General features: G+C 32.3%; 20 protein-coding genes and 1 pseudogene. 14 read left to right on the forward strand and 7 right to left on the reverse strand.

Features of this window, described 5'->3' with window-relative positions:
* Positions 1 to 89: 89 nt before the first annotated feature.
* Positions 90 to 551, forward strand: coding sequence for a DUF4367 domain-containing protein (locus ACJAX4_RS13055; RefSeq protein ID WP_435789899.1), 462 nt, complete (start codon positions 90 to 92; stop codon positions 549 to 551).
* A gap of 21 nt (positions 552 to 572) precedes the next feature.
* Here ACJAX4_RS13055 and ACJAX4_RS13060 read toward each other — a convergent pair whose 3' ends face one another.
* On the reverse strand, positions 573 to 1,061 hold the full coding sequence (locus ACJAX4_RS13060) for a hypothetical protein (protein ID WP_435789900.1): 489 nt from the start codon (positions 1,059 to 1,061) through the stop codon (positions 573 to 575).
* Positions 1,062 to 1,415: 354 nt separating this feature from the next.
* Here ACJAX4_RS13060 and ACJAX4_RS13065 point away from each other — a divergent pair, with 354 nt between their 5' ends.
* Entirely contained in the window at positions 1,416 to 1,982 is a 567-nt protein-coding gene (locus ACJAX4_RS13065) for a hypothetical protein (protein ID WP_435789901.1), read from the forward strand.
* A gap of 31 nt (positions 1,983 to 2,013) precedes the next feature.
* Here ACJAX4_RS13065 and ACJAX4_RS13070 read toward each other — a convergent pair.
* A pseudogene (locus tag ACJAX4_RS13070) lies at positions 2,014 to 2,139 on the reverse strand (FMN-binding protein); the annotation flags it as partial.
* 460 nt (positions 2,140 to 2,599) lie between these two features.
* Between ACJAX4_RS13070 and ACJAX4_RS13075 the strand changes: the two are divergent.
* The 11 genes from ACJAX4_RS13075 to ACJAX4_RS13125 all read left to right on the forward strand — a co-directional run bounded on the left by ACJAX4_RS13075 (position 2,600) and on the right by ACJAX4_RS13125 (position 14,201).
* Complete coding sequence (locus ACJAX4_RS13075; protein WP_435789902.1) at positions 2,600 to 4,018, forward strand: dihydrolipoyl dehydrogenase family protein; 1,419 nt, start codon at positions 2,600 to 2,602, stop codon at positions 4,016 to 4,018.
* Between the two features lie 99 nt (positions 4,019 to 4,117).
* Positions 4,118 to 4,711 carry a CDP-alcohol phosphatidyltransferase family protein gene (locus ACJAX4_RS13080; protein ID WP_435789903.1) on the forward strand — a complete coding sequence of 198 codons (594 nt, stop codon included), beginning with the start codon at positions 4,118 to 4,120 and terminating at the stop codon, positions 4,709 to 4,711.
* Between the two features lie 42 nt (positions 4,712 to 4,753).
* The gene (locus tag ACJAX4_RS13085) at positions 4,754 to 5,440 is read left to right on the forward strand and encodes a TVP38/TMEM64 family protein (RefSeq protein WP_435789904.1); all 687 of its coding nucleotides are present in this window, start codon (positions 4,754 to 4,756) and stop codon (positions 5,438 to 5,440) included.
* A 27-nt stretch (positions 5,441 to 5,467) separates the two neighbouring features.
* A complete protein-coding gene (locus ACJAX4_RS13090; protein ID WP_435789905.1) occupies positions 5,468 to 6,700 on the forward strand; it encodes an ABC transporter substrate-binding protein in 1,233 nt (410 codons plus the stop codon).
* A complete protein-coding gene (locus tag ACJAX4_RS13095; RefSeq protein WP_435789906.1) occupies positions 6,700 to 7,575 on the forward strand; it encodes an ABC transporter permease in 876 nt (291 codons plus the stop codon). The genes ACJAX4_RS13090 and ACJAX4_RS13095 overlap by 1 nt, the downstream gene beginning before the upstream one ends.
* Complete coding sequence (locus ACJAX4_RS13100; RefSeq protein WP_435789907.1) at positions 7,572 to 8,615, forward strand: ABC transporter ATP-binding protein; 1,044 nt, start codon at positions 7,572 to 7,574, stop codon at positions 8,613 to 8,615. The genes ACJAX4_RS13095 and ACJAX4_RS13100 overlap by 4 nt, the downstream gene beginning before the upstream one ends.
* Entirely contained in the window at positions 8,602 to 9,714 is a 1,113-nt protein-coding gene (locus ACJAX4_RS13105; protein WP_435789908.1) for an FAD-dependent oxidoreductase, read from the forward strand. Before ACJAX4_RS13100 ends, ACJAX4_RS13105 begins: the two co-directional genes overlap by 14 nt.
* A 67-nt stretch (positions 9,715 to 9,781) precedes the next feature.
* The gene (radA, locus tag ACJAX4_RS13110; RefSeq protein ID WP_435789909.1) at positions 9,782 to 11,161 is read left to right on the forward strand and encodes a DNA repair protein RadA; all 1,380 of its coding nucleotides are present in this window, start codon (positions 9,782 to 9,784) and stop codon (positions 11,159 to 11,161) included.
* A 98-nt stretch (positions 11,162 to 11,259) separates the two neighbouring features.
* Positions 11,260 to 12,261, forward strand: a complete 1,002-nt coding sequence (locus ACJAX4_RS13115) for a LacI family DNA-binding transcriptional regulator (RefSeq protein WP_435789910.1) — start codon at positions 11,260 to 11,262, stop codon at positions 12,259 to 12,261.
* 80 nt (positions 12,262 to 12,341) lie between these two features.
* Complete coding sequence (locus tag ACJAX4_RS13120) at positions 12,342 to 12,974, forward strand: RpiB/LacA/LacB family sugar-phosphate isomerase (protein WP_435789911.1); 633 nt, start codon at positions 12,342 to 12,344, stop codon at positions 12,972 to 12,974.
* A gap of 285 nt (positions 12,975 to 13,259) precedes the next feature.
* Positions 13,260 to 14,201 carry a tRNA dihydrouridine synthase gene (locus ACJAX4_RS13125; RefSeq protein ID WP_435789912.1) on the forward strand — a complete coding sequence of 314 codons (942 nt, stop codon included), beginning with the start codon at positions 13,260 to 13,262 and terminating at the stop codon, positions 14,199 to 14,201.
* Positions 14,202 to 14,280: 79 nt separating this feature from the next.
* Here the strand turns inward: ACJAX4_RS13125 and ACJAX4_RS13130 are convergent, their stop codons facing one another.
* The 5 genes from ACJAX4_RS13130 to ACJAX4_RS13150 all read right to left on the reverse strand — a co-directional run bounded on the left by ACJAX4_RS13130 (position 14,281) and on the right by ACJAX4_RS13150 (position 17,383).
* Positions 14,281 to 15,441 (reverse strand): anti sigma factor C-terminal domain-containing protein, encoded by a 1,161-nt coding sequence (locus tag ACJAX4_RS13130; RefSeq protein WP_435789913.1) that lies wholly within the window; start codon positions 15,439 to 15,441, stop codon positions 14,281 to 14,283.
* Complete coding sequence (locus ACJAX4_RS13135) at positions 15,434 to 15,703, reverse strand: RNA polymerase sigma factor (protein ID WP_435789914.1); 270 nt, start codon at positions 15,701 to 15,703, stop codon at positions 15,434 to 15,436. The genes ACJAX4_RS13130 and ACJAX4_RS13135 overlap by 8 nt, the downstream gene beginning before the upstream one ends.
* 54 nt (positions 15,704 to 15,757) lie before the next feature.
* Complete coding sequence (locus ACJAX4_RS13140; protein WP_435789915.1) at positions 15,758 to 15,925, reverse strand: RNA polymerase sigma factor; 168 nt, start codon at positions 15,923 to 15,925, stop codon at positions 15,758 to 15,760.
* 160 nt (positions 15,926 to 16,085) lie between these two features.
* A complete protein-coding gene (gene yidC / locus ACJAX4_RS13145) occupies positions 16,086 to 16,754 on the reverse strand; it encodes a membrane protein insertase YidC (RefSeq protein ID WP_435789916.1) in 669 nt (222 codons plus the stop codon).
* A gap of 20 nt (positions 16,755 to 16,774) precedes the next feature.
* The gene (locus ACJAX4_RS13150) at positions 16,775 to 17,383 is read right to left on the reverse strand and encodes a TetR family transcriptional regulator (RefSeq protein WP_435789917.1); all 609 of its coding nucleotides are present in this window, start codon (positions 17,381 to 17,383) and stop codon (positions 16,775 to 16,777) included.
* 233 nt (positions 17,384 to 17,616) lie between these two features.
* On the opposite strand from ACJAX4_RS13150, the gene hcp reads away from it, so the two are divergent.
* A partial coding sequence (hcp, locus tag ACJAX4_RS13155; RefSeq protein WP_435789918.1) for a hydroxylamine reductase occupies positions 17,617 to 18,880 on the forward strand: 1,264 nt, incomplete at its 3' end.

Below are 18,880 nucleotides of genomic sequence, written 5' to 3' on the forward strand. Positions count from 1 at the left end.
TATTTGCTTTTTAAATTCTTCAGTATAATTTTTTGTTTTTCCTGCCATGATATTTACACTCTCCTTTTTATATATTATATCATGACCGAATGTTTAATGTACAACTTATTATAACCTATCCAGTATTACAATCAAATGATAGTGCAGATCAGATAGAAAAGATAGTAACAATTGGTGAGGCTAAAAAAGAGGTTCCTTTTAAACTTTTGGTACCAAAGTATATACCAGAAGATTATAACTTAAAAACTGTAAAACTTGTAAAAGCTATGGGTGATTTTTTTAGTGTTAATCAAACTTATACAAATAGTACAGGAAAAATAATTGGAATTTATCAAAGCACTGTGTCTGAAAATGGAGCAGAAACAATTTCTATGAGTTCAAACCTACGGACTGAGGATATTATTATCAATAACTTAAAAATTAAATTTGCTACTGATGATAAAAACTTTAAAACGATGATTTGGTTTGATAATAATATAAAAAATGATGTACTTATGCCATATAACTTTACAGATACTCAAATGAAAAGAATAATTGGATTATTAGAATAAAGCCCATTTTAGGGCTTTATTCTAATTTATATATATTGAATTACTTATTGATGATTTAGATGTTTTTACACCGTTATTTATTATATGATTTGTACATCTAACTCTATAATAACTGTAAGATGCTACTGGTAGACTATGATTAGCTGTAGCTCGATTAATATTGTTTAAACTATACGAGAATGTCTTAATTATAATCCAATATCCGTTTACATATTTTTCAACATACAATGTGTACCCTATAGTGTAAACATTCATATAACTTTCTGTTAATCCTTGTGCTTTAATATATCCGGTATCTGACTGGTAAATAGAAGCTCCCCCATTAACAAATGAATCAGTAGTTGTATTTTGAATGTCGACATTTAAGTTGTAATTAGCATTAGAATAAAACATCTCACTTTGGCTTACATTTTTATCTGGAATATCATTAATAGAAGCTGCAAAAACATTTGAGGACATAATTCCAGTAATTAAGAAAGTATAAGCTAAAATTGATAGTATTTTTTTCATGGATTTCACCTCCGCATAAGCATCTTTAGATTTTTCTAAATGGTTATGTAGATTAGATGAAAAAAGAACGAAAAAGTTTCGAAATTGTGAAACCTTTTTGAAAGAACTTTATCTAATATATATAAGGAGAATGCAGTAACGTAACGTTTTTGGCATAGACAGAAAGTTAGTGAGATAGAATTGACTGGAGTAACATTAAATTCAGTAACTGCTTATTGTGAAGTAGTTTAATTTTATTATTTGGCTATGTTTAAGATAAATGGTGATAACTTAAATCTTATGCATATTTGGTATAATAAGAAAATACGAAAGATATTAACTAAAATTATATGAAGAAAAGGTGGGGTAATAGTCATGAAGAAAGTAATTAGGATATTTTGTGCTTTAATTGCATTAGTCTTAGTTGGATGTGTTAGTTTTGATGAAGGAAAAGGAAAAAAAGCTGGTGAAGCATTTATTGAAAGTATATACACAGTAGATACAAAAGAAGTTACTAATTTTAAAACACCTATACCACCTGAGATAACTGAGGAAGACCAAGAGAGCAAAGAAAACTATAAAAAACAAAGTGATGCATTCCTTGAAAGAATGAAGTCGATTGACAAAAATATAATACCTTTAATGACAAAAGAAGGATATGAAGAGGCGTCGACGAATAAGTTCAACATTTTGATTACGAAAATATGTTCCGAAAATAAGGATACAGCACAAGTTACACATATTTATTTTGGCGAAAACATGTATGAAGATTTTGTAGATACTAATAAAATAAGCTATCTTTACGCAGTTGAATATGATTTTATATCTTCTGATGGTAGAACCATACAAGCGGACGTAGGCAAAGGGGTTGTAGAGCTAGTAAAAGACGACGGTAAGTGGAAAGTGTGTTCTTTTAATATAATTCAATTCCCCAAATTATAAAAGTAGCAGGAGTTATTATAACTCCTGCTACTTTCATCATATCAAAATCCGCACCTGATTTAACGAATTTTGCAGATCCTTCAATTAAGAAACCAGTTCCCAATGACCTATATCCCATAACTTCTTTACTGCATATTGTAACTTTAATTTTTTCGTTTATTTTTCGTCAATTTTATTGAGTTTATCAAAAGTATTCGAATGTGTGGTAAAATGTTCATATAATAAATTTCAATATAGTTAATAGTAAAATATGACATACGCTTTGGTTATTGTTGAAATAACTAATTTAAAGAAATGTCTAATACAATAGATATAATAATTATAAAAGCTTTGATAGGATAGATTTAGCTATGTATCAAATTTCACCATAAGGGTACAATCACAACGTACGGATGACAAGAAAGATGAATGCGAATATATCTCATGAGATTAAGACTTCGCTCTGGGTGGGCACTTCTATATTTCTATTTTAAGAAAATATATAGTGAAACAAGTTCAAAAGTCAATGTAATGATTGACCATAATTATGATATAATCACTATAAAATAACTTTTAGTGAAAATAAAAATATTTTCAAAACTAAAAGAGGTATGAATAGACGAAAGGGGTCATAAATAATGAAGTATGATTATCATATTATAGTTATTGGCGCAGGAAGTGCTGGTTTAGTTGTGGCTTCTGGGGCAGCAACTCTTGGTGCAAAGGTTGCACTTATTGAAAGAGAAAAGATGGGTGGAGATTGTCTTAATGCTGGCTGCGTGCCAAGTAAGGCATTTTTAAAGTGCGCTCATTTAGCGAAGGATATAAGAGAATCACAGAAGTGTGGCTTAGAATCTATTATAAAGGAAGTAAATCTAGCTGATATAATGGAAAGAGTAAAATCTGTGATAAAGGAAATAGAGCCACATGATTCAAGAGAAAGATATGAAAGTCTTGGAGTGGATGTTATCATTGGGCAGGGAGAACTGTTAGATAACCATACTGTTAAAGTTTATGACAGAATAATTACTTCAAAATCCATTGTTATTGCAACAGGATCCCAGCCTGTTGTTCCTAAAATTAAAGGATTAGAAGACGTCTCATATTTAACTAACAGAAACGTATTTGAGTTAAAAAAACTACCAAACCATCTTATCATTCTAGGTGGAGGTCCCATAGGGTTAGAACTTGGTCAAGGGTTTAGACACCTAGGGTCAAAAGTAACTATTATTGACAGGAGAACTAGTTTGTTTGGAAAAGATGATGCAGAAGTTGGTCCTTTAATGGAAAAGGTTTTTATTGAGGATGAAATTGATTTGAAGTTAGAATCAAAAATTATAGAAGTTAAAAAAATCAATGAGAGTATAATTGTGGTTATTGAGAGTGAAGGTAAAATCCAGGAAATAAATGGTGATAATCTTCTGGTATCTTTGGGAAGAAGACCGGTTACCTATGGACTAGGACTTGAAAAAGCTAAAGTTAAATTAAATGAAAGAGGTTATGTTGTAGTTAACAAAAAACTTCAAACTAATATAAATAACATATATGCTTGTGGAGATGCAACAGGTCCTTATCAATTTACACATATGGCGGGATACCAGGCAGGTATTGTAATTAGAAATATTATTTTTCATCTAGGTTCCAAGGTTGATTATTCAGCAGTGCCCTGGACAACATATACTAAGCCAGAAGTGGCCCATGTTGGATATACAGAGCCTATGGCAAAAAAAACAGGATTATTTAGAGAAGCTATAATAGTCCCTCTTGATGAGATTGATAGAGCTAAAACAGAAAATGATAGAATTGGTTTTTTAAAGCTTATTTTAGGAAAAAAAGGAAGAATAATTGGGGCTACATTAGTAGGAGAAAAAGCTGGGGAAACAATTCCTTTAGCTACCATGGCTATTACGAAAAAACTTAAGGCAACAAACTATCTAAACATGATATTTTCTTACCCAACAGAAGCTGAAATTTTTAAGTTTGCATCTTTGAAGGTCTTAAAGAATTCATTTAAAGCGTGGCAGAATAAGCTTATAAAATTATTTTTTTTAAGATAACATTAAAGATATTATTAGAGTCAGATAAAAAAATTTAGATGGTCTTTATAAGTAAATTATTGTTCCATTGTTAAGAGTTGTTTAAAAGGTGGCGTTAAAATGATTGATACCAGATGGCGTGGAAAATTTGAGCCTATGTTTAATTTTCTGGCGAGAATTTTAGTTAGTTTAAAAATCAAACCCAATGCCATAACAATAGTAGCTTTTGCTATAGGTTTGTTTTCTGCTATATTTATAGGATTTAATAAACCCATAGTAGCGCTGATTCTATTATGGATTTCCGGTCTTTTGGATGCTTTAGATGGAAGCGTTGCAAGACTTACAGGCAAATCTTCCGCATGTGGCGCTTACATGGATCTTATTTTTGACAGAATGGTAGAAGCTTTTATTATTCTTGGATTCACTATCCTTGCTCCGACAAATTACCTTGCCTATATCGTGTTCTATATTTCAGTGATTTTTAATTTTACAACATTTGTTGTAGCAGGAGCATTATTTAAGAATGCCTCTGAAAAAAGCATGCATTATGATACTGGAATAGCAGAGAGGACTGAAACATTTATAGTGTTCTCACTAATGTTAATATTTGAAAATCATATAATGCCAATACTAATGATATTCAACGCTATTATATTTTTAACAGGCATCATAAGATTTTATAAAGTAATTAAATATAGTAAAATGACAAATTAATTTACTGATGATTTAATGGAATAAAACTCGGAGGATAATTCAATGGTGTTTAAGAAGTTAAGTAAAAAACATATTATTTATTTGGTTTCATTCGTTGTAGTACTATTGCTTACTTATATATATAGGGAGAATTTTAAAAATATAATTGATATTATCTCTAAGGGATCCATTGAACAGGTTGCAAATATAATTAGATCATGGGGTATTGCTGCACCGATATTAAGTATTTTACTTATGATTCTTCAATCTTTTATAGCTCCAATTCCCTCTTTTTTAATTGCGGGGGCTAATGGAGCTGTTTTTGGTATTTGGTTTGGAACTTTTATATCTTGGTTTGGAGCTATGATTGGGGCGTTAGGCACATTTTATTTATCAAGGGTTTTTGGAGAGGCTTTTGTGAAAAGAATTGAATTAGCAAAAGGTATATGGGAGAAGGTCGATGAAATAAGTAATAAGCAAGGATTTAAGGTTATATTAGTAGGTAGACTATTACCATTTATTTCTTTTGATTTTTTAAGCTATGCTGCGGGTTTAAGTAATATGAAGTTAATTCCGTTTTTAATTGCTACAGGCATTGGTATGGTACCTGGAACAATAGCTTATGTAGTTTTAGGTAATGAAATGTCTAAACTCAGCTCTTATTCAAAGATAATTACTAGTTTAGTTATATTAGCTATTATTATATTTATATTTAGTTATATTATTAAAGTGTTTATAAAAAAGAGGTAAGAAAATTATAAAAGGAGCGAGAAAATCATGAGAATCAGAAAAATCACTGTAATACTGCTATCTCTATTCATGCTTTCAGGGTGTTCTTCTAATAAATCATTAAGTAGTACCGAAGTAAAATTCACTTCATGGGAAAATGTAGAGAATCAAGGTAAAAACAAAGAGGCCACAATTTTAATGTGGGGTGGGAATGAAAGCATCAACAAATACATGGACGGCTTTGTAGCTAAAAATGTAAAGGAGATGTATGGAATAACACTTAAAAGAGTGCCCATGAATGCACCTGAGTTTATCACAAAACTTCTAAATGAGAAAAAAGGTAGCGTAAATCAAGGGACAGCAGATCTGCTATGGATCAATGGAGAAAATTTTAGGACTGCAAAGCAAGGTGGGCTTATATGGGGGCCATTTACTGAACTTTTACCAAACCTAAAGAAGTATTATGATGGAAATGCAGATGATTTAAAGTTTGATACAGGTATTCCCATAGAAGGCTCTGAAGCCATCTGGGGTAGGGCACAGCTGGTACTTACCTATGATTCTAAAGTAGTTACTGTCCCACCGAAAAACTTCAAGGAATTAATGGAATGGGTTAAAAAGAACCCCGGTAAATTTACATACCCAAAGCTTCCCGATGATTTTGTAGGAGTATCCTTTATTAGGACTGCCTATTATGAGATTACGGGGAAAAGTGATGTTTTTCAAAAGGATATGAGCAAAGAAGAATTCCTCCAAATTTCAAGGCCAGTTGTGGATTATTTTAAGGAAATGAACCAGTATCTATGGAGAGAAGGAAAGGCATTACCAGTAACTCAGTCCCAGCAGGATGAGCTTTTCAAAAATGGTGAGATTGCCATGACTATGGGATTTGAAATAGGTAAAACCGCAGGGCTTATAAAAAAAGGCGAATACCCTGAAACAGTAAAAAGCTTTGTTTTTGACACTGGAACTATAGGGAATTCGCATTACCTTGCTGTGCCTTATAATTCGCCAAACAAGGCAGCTGCACTACTTGTAATTGATTTTCTACAAAGCCCAAAAGCTCAAATAGAAAAATTGAAAGCAGAAGTCTGGGGAGATATGCCAGCAATAGATGTAGGTAAGCTAAGTGATGATCGAAATACAGAACTTAAAGCTGCAGAGGCAGGTCCGGGTGCACTTTCTATTAAAGAATTGTCAAAGCATAGACTTCCAGAAATGAAATCCCAATATATCGACTGGATCAAGGAAATATGGATAAGCGAAATTGGAGGAAAATAATGCATTTTAAGAGGATTACACCCTATGTACTTTTATCACCTATTTTGATACTGTATATTGTGCTGATTGGTGGTGGACTTATAGAAACTGTAAAGGAAAGCATGGGTTATATTCCTGTTTTAGGATTTGATACTTTTGATCTAGATAGCTACAAAGAAATTTTTAAGCAAAATAGCTTTCTTAGGGATATGCTGTACTCTGTCTATATAGCTGGCACGGCGACAATATTATCTACTTTTCTTGGAATCATCATTGCCTACTGTTTTGTTACCTCAAAAAATTCATATGTCAAGGTTATAGTTAAGAAAGCATTGCAGATGGGGCTGATTATTCCATATCTGTATGTGGTTTTTCTAGCAATGATAACTCTAAGTCAAACAGGATTTATTTCTAGGCTTATGTACAATATAGGAGTACTGAAGGATTTAAAAAGTTTTCCAGAACTTATTTTTGACAGAAGGGGACTAGGTATAATATGGGTGTATGTTTTCAAAGGAACGCCCTTTATAGCGCTATTTGTACTTAATGTCATGTCCAAAATCAGCAGCACATATGAAGATGTGGCAAAATCTTTAAGTGCTAGCGGACTCACTATTCTACGCAAAATTTATATACCTTTAAGCTCTGGAGCAATAATATGGTCATCCTGTATTGTATTTGCATATGAACTAGGATCCTTTGAGGTACCATATCTATTAGGAAGCATTTCACCAGTATCCCTATCATCAAGACTTTATAGCTTGTTCATTAATCCTGACCTTAGTTTGCTCCCCAAAGGCATGGCAATGAACGTAATTCTTATTATACTTGGAGGCGCAATTGTAGGGGTGTATGCTATGCTATTAAAAATTTTGTTTAAGGGGAGGAAGTCATGAAGGTGAAAATTATTCTTAATAATATTTCAAAAAAATATGGAAAGCAAAAAATACTGGATAATATAAATTTTAAAGTTGAAGAGGGCGCATTACTTTCAATTTTAGGTGAATCGGGTGCAGGTAAAACGACTATTCTCCGCATAATAGCAGGACTTTTGGCGCCCGATACAGGGAGTGTTATCATTGACGATATAGAAGTAACCGGACATTTATCCGAAAAAAGGGGCATTGGATATGTTTTTCAGTCCCCTTTACTTTTTCCTCATATGACAATTGAAGAAAATATATGCTTTGGTCTTGAAGTGAAAAAGTGGAATAAAAAACGAATAATGGACAGGGTCCAGCAGCTTCTGGTGCTTTTACAAATTGAAGGGCTTGAAAAAAGGATGCCATCTGAGATTTCAGGAGGACAACAGCAGAGGGTTGCAATAGCAAGAGCATTGGCACCGCAGCCCAAAATTTTACTTATGGATGAGCCATTTTCTAGTCTTGATCCGGGACTTAGGAGCGAAATGGGTGGACTAATTAAAAAAATACAGGCGACTGAGGGATCTACAATTATATTTGTTACTCATGACAGAAATGAAAGCCTTGCGCTATCTAACTCCGTTGCTTTTATTGTAGATGGGCGCATTGCGCAACTGGATACACCACAAAATATTTATTACAAACCTGTAAATAAAACCACGGCACTGTATATGGGAGAGTGCAACTTCATTCCCGGTAAAAGAACGGGAAATATTTTCAATACCATTATTGGCAATTTTAAGGCCCCAATATATAAAAGCGAAAATATGGAACTACTACTAAGGCCACATCAGATTAAGTTTGATTTTAGTGGGAATTATTACAGTGTAGATAATTGCAGCGTAACAGGCAAACAAGCGACCTATAGAGTAACAGACGGAAATATAAACTTACTTGTTGAAGATTTTTCAAATGAGGTTTTAAAGCTAGGACAAAGGGTAGGACTTATATTTCCAACAAATAACCTTCATTTTGTACAAAATGAGGATGGTGAATATTATGCAAAAGCCTAAAAGATTACTGTTAGTGGGTGGTGGTCATGCTCATGTATTTCTTATAAAGCAGTTTTATTTGAAAAACATTCCAGGACTTGAAGTTGTTCTTGTGACTCCAGGCCAATATCAGTATTACTCAGGAATGGCTGCTGGATATGTGGAAGGAATCTACAAAGAGGAGGACATGTCCTTTGATTTAAAGAAAATGTGCCAGAAGAGTAGGGTAAAATATATAAAAGGTAGGATAACTGGAATTGATGCTAAAAATAGATGTGTTAAACTAGAAAATCATGAAATAGTATCTTTTGATGTGATTTCTGTGGATACAGGGTCTGAGATGGCTGGGAAGAATGTTCAGGGAGTTGTGGAATATGCATATTGCGTTAAGCCATTAGAAAATCTATTTAAGCTTCGGGAAAATTTTATAGCGCAGATGTTTGAAGAAAGTCAGGTGGTAATAGTAGGCGCGGGAGCGGCGGGGATTGAAATGGCATTTGCTTTAAAATCATTGTCATGCAAAATGAAGATAAACGTAGAAATTATTTTAGCGCACAGTGGGAATTCAATATTAAAGGGATACAATGAAAATGTCAGAGAAAAGACCTTGAAAAAGCTTGAGAAAGATAAAATTAAAATTTTATCTCAGAGTAAAATATCAAGTGTTTCAGAAATTAATCTCTTTATAGAATCTGGAGAACAAATAAAATATGATTTTTTAGTATGGGCTGCCGGACCAAAGTCAAATCCGATGTATAAGGCTTCGGGGTTTACAGTTGATAAGGGTGGTTATATGGTGGTAAATCGCTATCTTCAGTCCGTTGACTATCCTTTTATTTTCGGAGCGGGAGACTGCATTTCTTTTTGTGATTTTGAATATGTGAAAAAGGTTGGTGTTTATGCTACTCGGGAAGCTCCATACTTGATTAACAATATACTGAAATTTATCGATAATGAAGGATTAAAAGAATATATACCTCAGGTAGACTATCTGGCTATTATATCTGCTGGGAATAAAAAAGGAATTATGCAATATAAGGGAATGGCCAATATGGGGAGACTAAGCTGGAAATTAAAAGACTATATTGATCGTGTATTTATGGAAAAGTTTAAATATTAAGAATGATTTATAATTGATTAGTATGGTATAATGCATGTTAATAATGTAGCTAAGGAGATGTATTTAATTGGCTAAAGATAAAAAAGTTTATATCTGTAAAGACTGTGGAGCGCATGCTCCAAAATGGATGGGGAAATGTAACGATTGTGGTGCATGGAATACATATGAAGAAAAAATAGTTAAAGCAAGCTCCAGTAAAGCGAGCTTAAGTAGAATGGTAACAACAACTAACCCAACAAAACTAAGAGCGATTGTACAATCTAACAGCGACAGGATAGTTACAGGAGTTTCAGAATTTGATAGGGTTATGGGTGGCGGAATAGTTAGAGATAGTATAAGTATAATTTCAGCGCCTCCTGGCATGGGCAAGTCAACCCTTTTACTGCAACTCACAAATGCTCTGTCTTTAAAAGGATACAAAATTTTATATGCATCTGGAGAAGAAAGCAATAGTCAAATTAAAAATAGAGCTGACCGTACGGTAAAAGAATTAGCTGATAATTTCTGGGTAGTTTCTGATACCAAGTTAGATGAGATACTACAACATATAGAAACGGTTGATGCAGACTTAATAATACTTGACAGTATTCAAACATTTACTTTAGACGAATATTCAGGCTCAAGAGCGGGATCGCCTACTCAGGTAATTGAATGTGCCACAGCTTTAAAGGATAAAGCAAAAAATCCAGATAGACCAAGAGCTGTATTTCTTGTTGGCCAAATGACAAAGGCTGATGAGATGGCAGGTCCTCGAATTCTAGAACATTTAGTGGATACCGTATTGTACATAGAGGGAGAAGATGGAGAGGAACTTAAACATTTAATTAGCAAAAAGAATAGATATGGGGACACTTCTGAGAGTGGTTTATTCCGCATGTCAGAAATAGGTATGGAAGAAATAGCTGACCCATCGGAGTTTTTTATGACCAAAAGGGAAGAGTTAGTTCCGGGGAGTGCTTTGGCTGTTATAAAGGACGGTACTAGACCAATTGTTGTAGAGGTAGAGAGTCTTGTATCTAAATCTTTTACACCTTATCCAAGTAGACTAAGCGAGTGCTTTGCAAGGAAGGAACAATTAGGAACTCTTATCTCAATTCTTGAGGAAAGGGGAGGCGTAGGACTTTATGATAAAAATGTTATTATAAAAGCAACAGGTGGTCTTAAATTAACTGAAACATCAGTAAATCTTGCTGTAGTAATGAGTATTGCATCTTCCGCATTAAACCATGGGATATCTACTGATACAGTCTTTATAGGAGAGCTTGGTCTTACCGGTGAATTGAAAAAAGTGCCATCACTTGAGCAAAGACTAAAAGAAGTTGATAGAATGGGTTTTAAAAAGGCATATATACCGATGAATTGTTTGAAAACAGGGATTAAATTTAAGAATATAAAGGTTATTCCTTGTAAGAAATTAACAGATGTTATTGAAAAGGAATTCAAGTAGACAGGGGAAATAATAAAAAAAACATATAGTAAACTAGTTTACTATATGTTTTTTTTATGTTAATATAAGAATATAAAGATAAGGATAAGAGGTTAAATATGGCACATACCGGTAAGATTACAATTAGAGAAGTTGCACATTTGGCGGATACTTCTAAAACAACTATTTCTTTTTATTTGAATGGTAAAATGGAAAAGATGTCTGAAAAAACAAGACAAAAAATAGAAAAAGTAATTAAAGAAACAAATTACAAACCGAGTATTGCTGCTAGAAGTTTAAATTTAAAAGGTTCCAAGCTGCTTGGGATAATGATAGGAGATATTACTAATACATTTTCAAATCAAATTGTTAAAGGCATTGAGGATGTAGCAAGCAAAAAGGGTTATCAACTTATTGTAGCAAATAGTAATTATAATTATGATCGAGAAGAAAACTATATAGATAGAATGTTATCTATGGGTGTTGATGGTTTTATTGTCCAACCTACAATTCAATTTAAAGAAATTAATAAAAAAATAAAAAAACCAATGGTTTTTTTTGACAGCAATGTTTACGATAATAAAACAAAATGGGTAAAAACAAACAATTATGAGGCTACTTATGAAGCAACTGTTGCTTGTATAAATAAAGGATACAAAAAATTTATTCTAATTACAGCTGAAACAAGTTTATTAAGCACCCGTATTGAAAGAACTTCTGGTTATATTGATGCTTTATTAGAGCATGATTTAGGTTATGGGAAATTAATTGTTGAAGATAATGATATAGAAATTTCTGAAAAAATACTGAGTTTTCTTGTTAAACATGTTAATGAAAAAGAAAAGCAATTAATTTTTGTTCCTAACTGTTGGGCTTTACCAATGGTATTTATGGCACTGAAAAATTATTATCATTTAATGCCTGATTTAGGTCTTATGGGATTTGATAATACTGAGTGGACTAATTTTGCTACGCCAAGCATAACAACTATTGTTCAACCTGCTTTCAAGGAAGGGCAACAAGCAGCAAGTATTTTGATTGATCAAATTGAATGTGAAAATGAGAAGTCTGGTCAACAAGTATTAGATTGTATTGTAAATTGGAATGAATCTACATTGTGAAATACGATTACAGAATTTGAAGAAACAAATAAATAATATATATTTATCTAATATAATAAAAATACGAGGAGGAATATAAAATGAAAATTGCTTTAATTAACGAAAACAGTCAAGCAGCAAAAAATGGGATTATATACGAAACATTAAAAAAAGTGGTGGAGCCAAAAGGTCATGAAGTATTTAATTATGGAATGTATAGCGCAGAGGATGATGCACAATTAACATATGTTCAAAATGGTATTTTAGCAGCTATTCTATTAAATTCAGGAGCAGCTGATTATGTAATAACTGGATGTGGTACTGGAGAAGGAGCAATGCTAGCGTGTAATTCATTTCCAGGAGTAATATGTGGCCATGTACAAGATCCTACAGATGCGTTTATGTTTGCACAAGTTAATGATGGAAATGCAATAGCAATACCTTTTGCAAAGGGATTTGGATGGGGAGCAGAATTAAATTTGGGATATATATTTGAACAGTTATTTCAAGGTGAGAGTGGTCAAGGGTATCCAAGGGACAGAGTTGTTCCAGAACAAAGAAACAAAAAGATATTGGATGAAGTTAAAAAAGTAACATATAAGGATATGATAACGATTTTAAAAGAAATAGATCAAGATTTATTAAAGGGCGCTATAGGCGGAGAAAAATTCAAAGAATATTTCTTTGCTAATTGTAAATCTGAAGAAATAAAAGAAGCGATAAAAAATATATAAGAATTAAATGTGAACAAATATTAATAGGGTTTGATACCCCAATCTCCTACATCAGTGAAAACCCACAACTAATTAATTAGTTGTGGGTTTTCCTATGAGTTGATTATAGAATGGATTATTTTAGTAGGACTAAATAATATTAATTTATAGATAGGAACTGTATTCTAATAATGGTATAATTTAAATATTACTATTAGAAAAGAGGCCTTATGTGTACAGCTACTTGTACAAGTGGGTATTAAAATTGCGATTATATGCTTGAAAGATAAAGGAGCTGTTAGATACATGAATTTTTATTTCGCACCTATGGAAGGTTTGACGGGCTACATTTATAGAAATGCCCATAATACTTTTTTCAATAATATAGATAAGTACTTTTCACCTTTTATTGTTGCAAATCAAAGTGAAAGTTTTAAAACTCGGGAATTAAATGATATTTTGCCTGAAAACAACAAGGGACTAGTTATGATTCCACAATTACTAACCAATAATGCAAAAGATTTTATTCATACTTCAAAGAAAATAAAGTATCTAGGATATAATGAGATCAATTTAAATTTAGGATGTCCTTCTGGAACTGTAGTTTCAAAAAATAAAGGTGCCGGATTTCTTTCGAAAAGAGAAGAACTTAATGTATTTTTAGATGATATTTTTTCACAAGGGATAACTAAAATCTCAATAAAAACAAGGATAGGAAAAGACCAACCTGAAGAATTCTATGATTTAATCGAAATATTCAACAAATACCCAATAGAAGAGCTTATTATTCATCCAAGGACTCAAAAAGATTTTTATAAAAACAAGCCTAATCTTAAAATTTTCAAGGAGGCATTGATTTTAAGTAAAAATCCTGTTTGCTATAATGGCGATATTTTTACAAGTGAAGATTATAAGAAGTTTTCTGCGAATTTTCCTACTGTAGATACTTTAATGCTTGGAAGGGGATTATTAAGAAGTCCTGGATTTAACAGCTATATTACAGATAATATAAAACTTGAAAAAGAATTGTTGAAAGACTTTCATGATAAAATTTATGAAGATTATAAAAGAATACTCTTTGGAGATAGGAATGTCTTGTTCAAAATGAAAGAACTATGGTTTTATATGATTTCAGCGTTTTCAGATAATGTAAAGTATGCAAAAAGAATTAAAAAATCGGAAAGATTATGCGATTACGATGAAGCTGTTTCAAGCTTATTCAGAGAGCAGGATATTTTAGAATATTAATATGATTTAAAAAAGCTTCCATTGAAAGTGATTCCAATGGAAGCTTTGTATATCAAATACTAAATTATTCGAATTATTTTTACCAAACAACTATATTCTCCACCTGTATCCCGTAAATAAGTGAATTACCTTTAAGTTTTAATAGCTCTTTGCTGTCTGCAGAAATATACATACCCACATATTTGATACCATTAATTTCAACTTGTTTAATTGTATCATCTATATTTGTATTTTCGAACATATCTTCATAGTACATTACCTGAAGTAGGCTTTTGTTGCTTTTTATAAGATTGAGGTTGCTAACAAAAGACTCACTGTGGGCCTTGTCATCCATGTTATCATATCGTATTTGCTTTAAGTGGTTACTCTCGAAATATTTAGCATAATTATTATTACTTTTATTATATGGATAAAAGGGTGTAAACTTAGAATAACAAGGATTTGCTAAGATATAATCTGAATCCATTGCTACCAAAGGTGTAAACTTTAAAGGTGTAGTATCTTCAGTGCTTATTTGATTTATAAAATGCACTTTTAGCTGCTGGGGGGTTAAAGCTTTATTGAACCTAATAAATATTTTTGCCTTTGTCCCCTCGGGAGCCTTTTCTAGAATTGTAAAATCTGGTATGGGGCTTTGGTTAGATTCATCGGTATTTAACAAAGAAGAGGACTCCATTGGTAACAATGAAAAATCAAATGCTGCTTCTGATCTGACAGGCCTTCCAAAACTAAATTTGACTTTTATCTCAGTTTCCTTTATTAGCGTATGTCCAACAGTGTTATCAAGGTACACATGAACATTTTGTTGTGCAAAAGGTAATATATCACCGCTACTTCCATGGAACTCATATTGAGGATGAAATATCTGCACTAATTGAGTTACTGTTGCTCTCTTTACGTATGCTTCTTTATGATCTAATGCAAATAATGACGTCACAATTTTTGATGTTGTAAAATACAAAAACATAATGATTATTAAAACAGAACAAACTGAAATTGCGGTCACCATAATAATCCTTAAATTAACTCTGCGTTTTAAAAGTTTAATAGGTTTATTTTCTTCTGTATTGCCTTGTGGTATCTGCTGCTTAAGTTCCTCTAAAAATGCTTTATCATCATCGTTAAGATAATCCGTCATGGCAGAGAATTTATCTATTTCATATTCGATTTCGGAGGCTTCATTCTGGCTTAATTTGCCTTCTTTATATAGCTGCAGTTTTTCCTGAAACTCATTATTCATTAATATTCCTCCTTAAGGATCTAAGAGTTTTTCTTGCTCTGTAAATCAAATTTGTCACAGCAGAGACACTGATGCCTAAAATTTCTCCTGCTTGGTTATATGGAAGTTCATTTACTAGGCATAAGAGGACTGCCTGTCGCTGGTTTTCTGGAAGTTGTCTAATTAATAGAAAAGCTGAACTGGTACTTTCCTTTATCATTAGTCCTTCAGTGAAATCCTGTACCTTAATTTGATTAATGAAACTATCCTTCCGAAAATCCAATCTTCTGTTTTTTTTTACATAATCAACATAAAGGTTATGAGCAACGGTTAATAATCAGGATTTAATACTTTCACTGGGAGATTGAAGAACGCATAAGGCCTTAATAAATGATTCTTGGGTCAAATCCTCTGCAGTCTGGTGATTATATGTAAGCCCATAAAGGTATCTATATACATATGGCAAATACTTGTTATAGATTTTAACAAATATGTCATCTTCCAAACCGTCACCTCCATCTCTTTAACTATCATCATTATATATACGATTAAGATTGCAAAATATCGCGTTACTTTATAAGAATATTATATAACTAATTAGATGTCCAATAAAAACACCCTCCACCAATTCAATTGGTCAAGGGTGTTTTGTTTTAAATATATAGTTATATCTCTTTTTTTGCAGCTTCTAATTTATTTATAGCCAAAGTTTGAACTACTTGTAGTACGTTATTTATTACCCAATATAATACTAGTGCAGCTTTGAAGTTGAGACTCATAAATCCCATAAAAATAGCCATCACAACATTCATTGTTGAAGTTTGCTTAGACTTATCTGCACCTGGTACTGTTGGTGGCTGCATAAGTTTTGATGAAAGGTATGTAGTAACCATAGATAATACAGGTAATATATATATAGGGTCAGGTAATGTTAAATCCTTCATCCATAAAAAACCGGCACCATTCATATCCACATTTCTAAATACATAAAACATAGCAAATAAAATAGGCATTTGTATAATCATTGGTAAACATCCACCCATTGGATTAACGTCATTTTCTTTATAAAGTTTCATTACTTCTTGCTGAGACTTTTGTGGATCACTCTTATATTTTGCTTGTACTTTCTTAACTTCTGGTCCAATTGCACCCATTTTAGCAGTTGATTTTGTTTGTTTAATGCTTAATGGCAACAATACCACCCTTATTAAAATTGTAAAACCAATTATTGCGAGCCCAAATGATAAATCTTCATTAGGTATAATTATAGTAATTCCACTTTGTATAAAGAAAAACAAATTTTCAAGTGGAACCGTTAAAAAATCAAAATTCAATTATAAAACCTCCAAAAATTTTATTTTAATATTCCCCGTTTTAAAATGGTTATTTTGTTCTTATAGTCTTCAATTATTTCATCTTTTCTTTCAATGTTTAGGAAGATATCTACTGTGGCTCTTTGAGTGACGGATACCAATATATCTATAATAGCGTACACGTCTTTTCTCTTTTGTATATTCAAGTTTTTAGTATCCACATACTGCATAAACCAGAGATAATGATCTTTAGTTCTGCTGCAATTTGCAAATTGTAATAAAATGTCATTTTGAACCGTCTGATTAGAAAATATATTCATGCAAAGGGCAATGTTTTCTTTTGCTGTTCCAAATTCAGCTGTGAACTTTAAAATATCACTAAAGACTGCAAATATATTTCCGCTATTTTGTTTAAGGCTATTTTTAATGATGGACGTAACCTTATCATGGTAACTGGATAAAACATAGGTCACCATGTCCATTGTATCATCAAAATACATGTAGATGCTGCCTCTGGAAATATCGGCTTCCTGCACAATCTTATTGATGGATACTTTCTCAAAGGGGACTCTAGCAAACTCCTTTTTTATCGCATTAATTATCTTGTTTTTTTTATCAAGATGTAAATTTAAGAAGGTCTCTGTTGGCAAGCTAATCACTCCTTTACATGTATGACAACCTGTCATAACTATATATGACAGGTTGTCATGTGTCAAGTAATAAATTGTTTTTATTTTTTGTATTTTAATATTATGCTAATTATTATTATAATAGATAGTAATTAGTTGCTGAAAATATGAATTTTAATAATTAACTTTGAATATTAATGGGAAATAAGTGTATGCTATGATTATAATAATATAAAATTATAGGAGGGTTACATATGCAAGGAGCAATGTTTTGTTTTCAATGTGAACAAACTTTCGGTGGAAAGGGTTGTACTAAGGTAGGAGTCTGTGGAAAAACTCCGGAGATTGCAGCAATGCAGGATTTACTCATCTATCAGTTAAAAGGAATTAGTTGTTATGCTACTAAACTTTTAGCCAAAGGTGAAAAACTTCCTAAGACATGGGTTTCATTTGTTGAAAATTCACTTTTTATGACACTAACTAATGTAAACTTTGATCCAAATTCTCATATAGATATGCTCAAAAAATCTCAAATAATTAAAGAAGAAGTTAGAAAAAAAGCTGCCGGAGAAAAGGTGAATTCTGAAGAGGCTTTATATAACCTAAGTGATTCTAAGGAACAAATGCTTGAAGACGCTAAAAAAGCAGGCGTTATGTATGATGAAGATTTAGATGAAGATATTCGTTCCGTTCGTGAAACTATAAAGTATGGTTTAAAAGGAATTGCGGCATATGCACATCAAGCTAGATTTATTAAATATAACAGTGATGAGGTAGACGACTTTTATTTTATAGGGCTTGCAGTACTTACCGATGATAGTTTGAGTCTTCAAGACCTTATCAAGTACTTAGTTAAAACTGGAGATATGAGCGTTAAGGTTATGGAGGTATTAGATAAAGCCAATAATGAGAAGTATAATTCTCCAACACCTACTAAAGTTAACGTAAATATTAAAAAAGGACCATTTATAGTAATTTCTGGTCATGATTTAAGAGACCTTGAAATGCTACTAGAACAAACAGAGGGCAAAGGAATAAATATATATACCCACGGGGAAATGCTTCCTTCCCATGGCTATCCAAAACTTAATAAATATGCTCATTTAGTAGGTAATTTTGGAGGAGCTTGGCAGAATCAACAAAAGGAATTTGATGGCATACCTGGCTGTATTCTAATGACAACAAATTGCTTAATGAAACCAAGAGATTCTTATAAAGATAGAATTTTTTCGACAAGTGTTGTTGGTTGGGATGGAGTAAAACATGTAGCTGCTGATGAGAATGGTCATAAGGACTTCTCTGAAATGATAAACAAAGCGCTAGAACTTGGCGGATTCGAAAAAGATGAAGAAGTTAAAGAAATTCTAGTTGGATTTGGTCATAAAGCAACATTGGCTCATGCTGAAACAATAGTTAATGCAGTTAAAGACGGTAAAATCAGGCACTTCTTCTTAATTGGAGGATGTGATGGTGCAAGGACAGGAAGAAATTACTACACTGAATTTGCGAAGCAAGTTC

The sequence above is a fragment of the Clostridium sp. genome (genome assembly GCF_051278035.1).
Classification (GTDB): Bacteria; Bacillota; Clostridia; order Clostridiales; family Clostridiaceae; genus Clostridium_AD.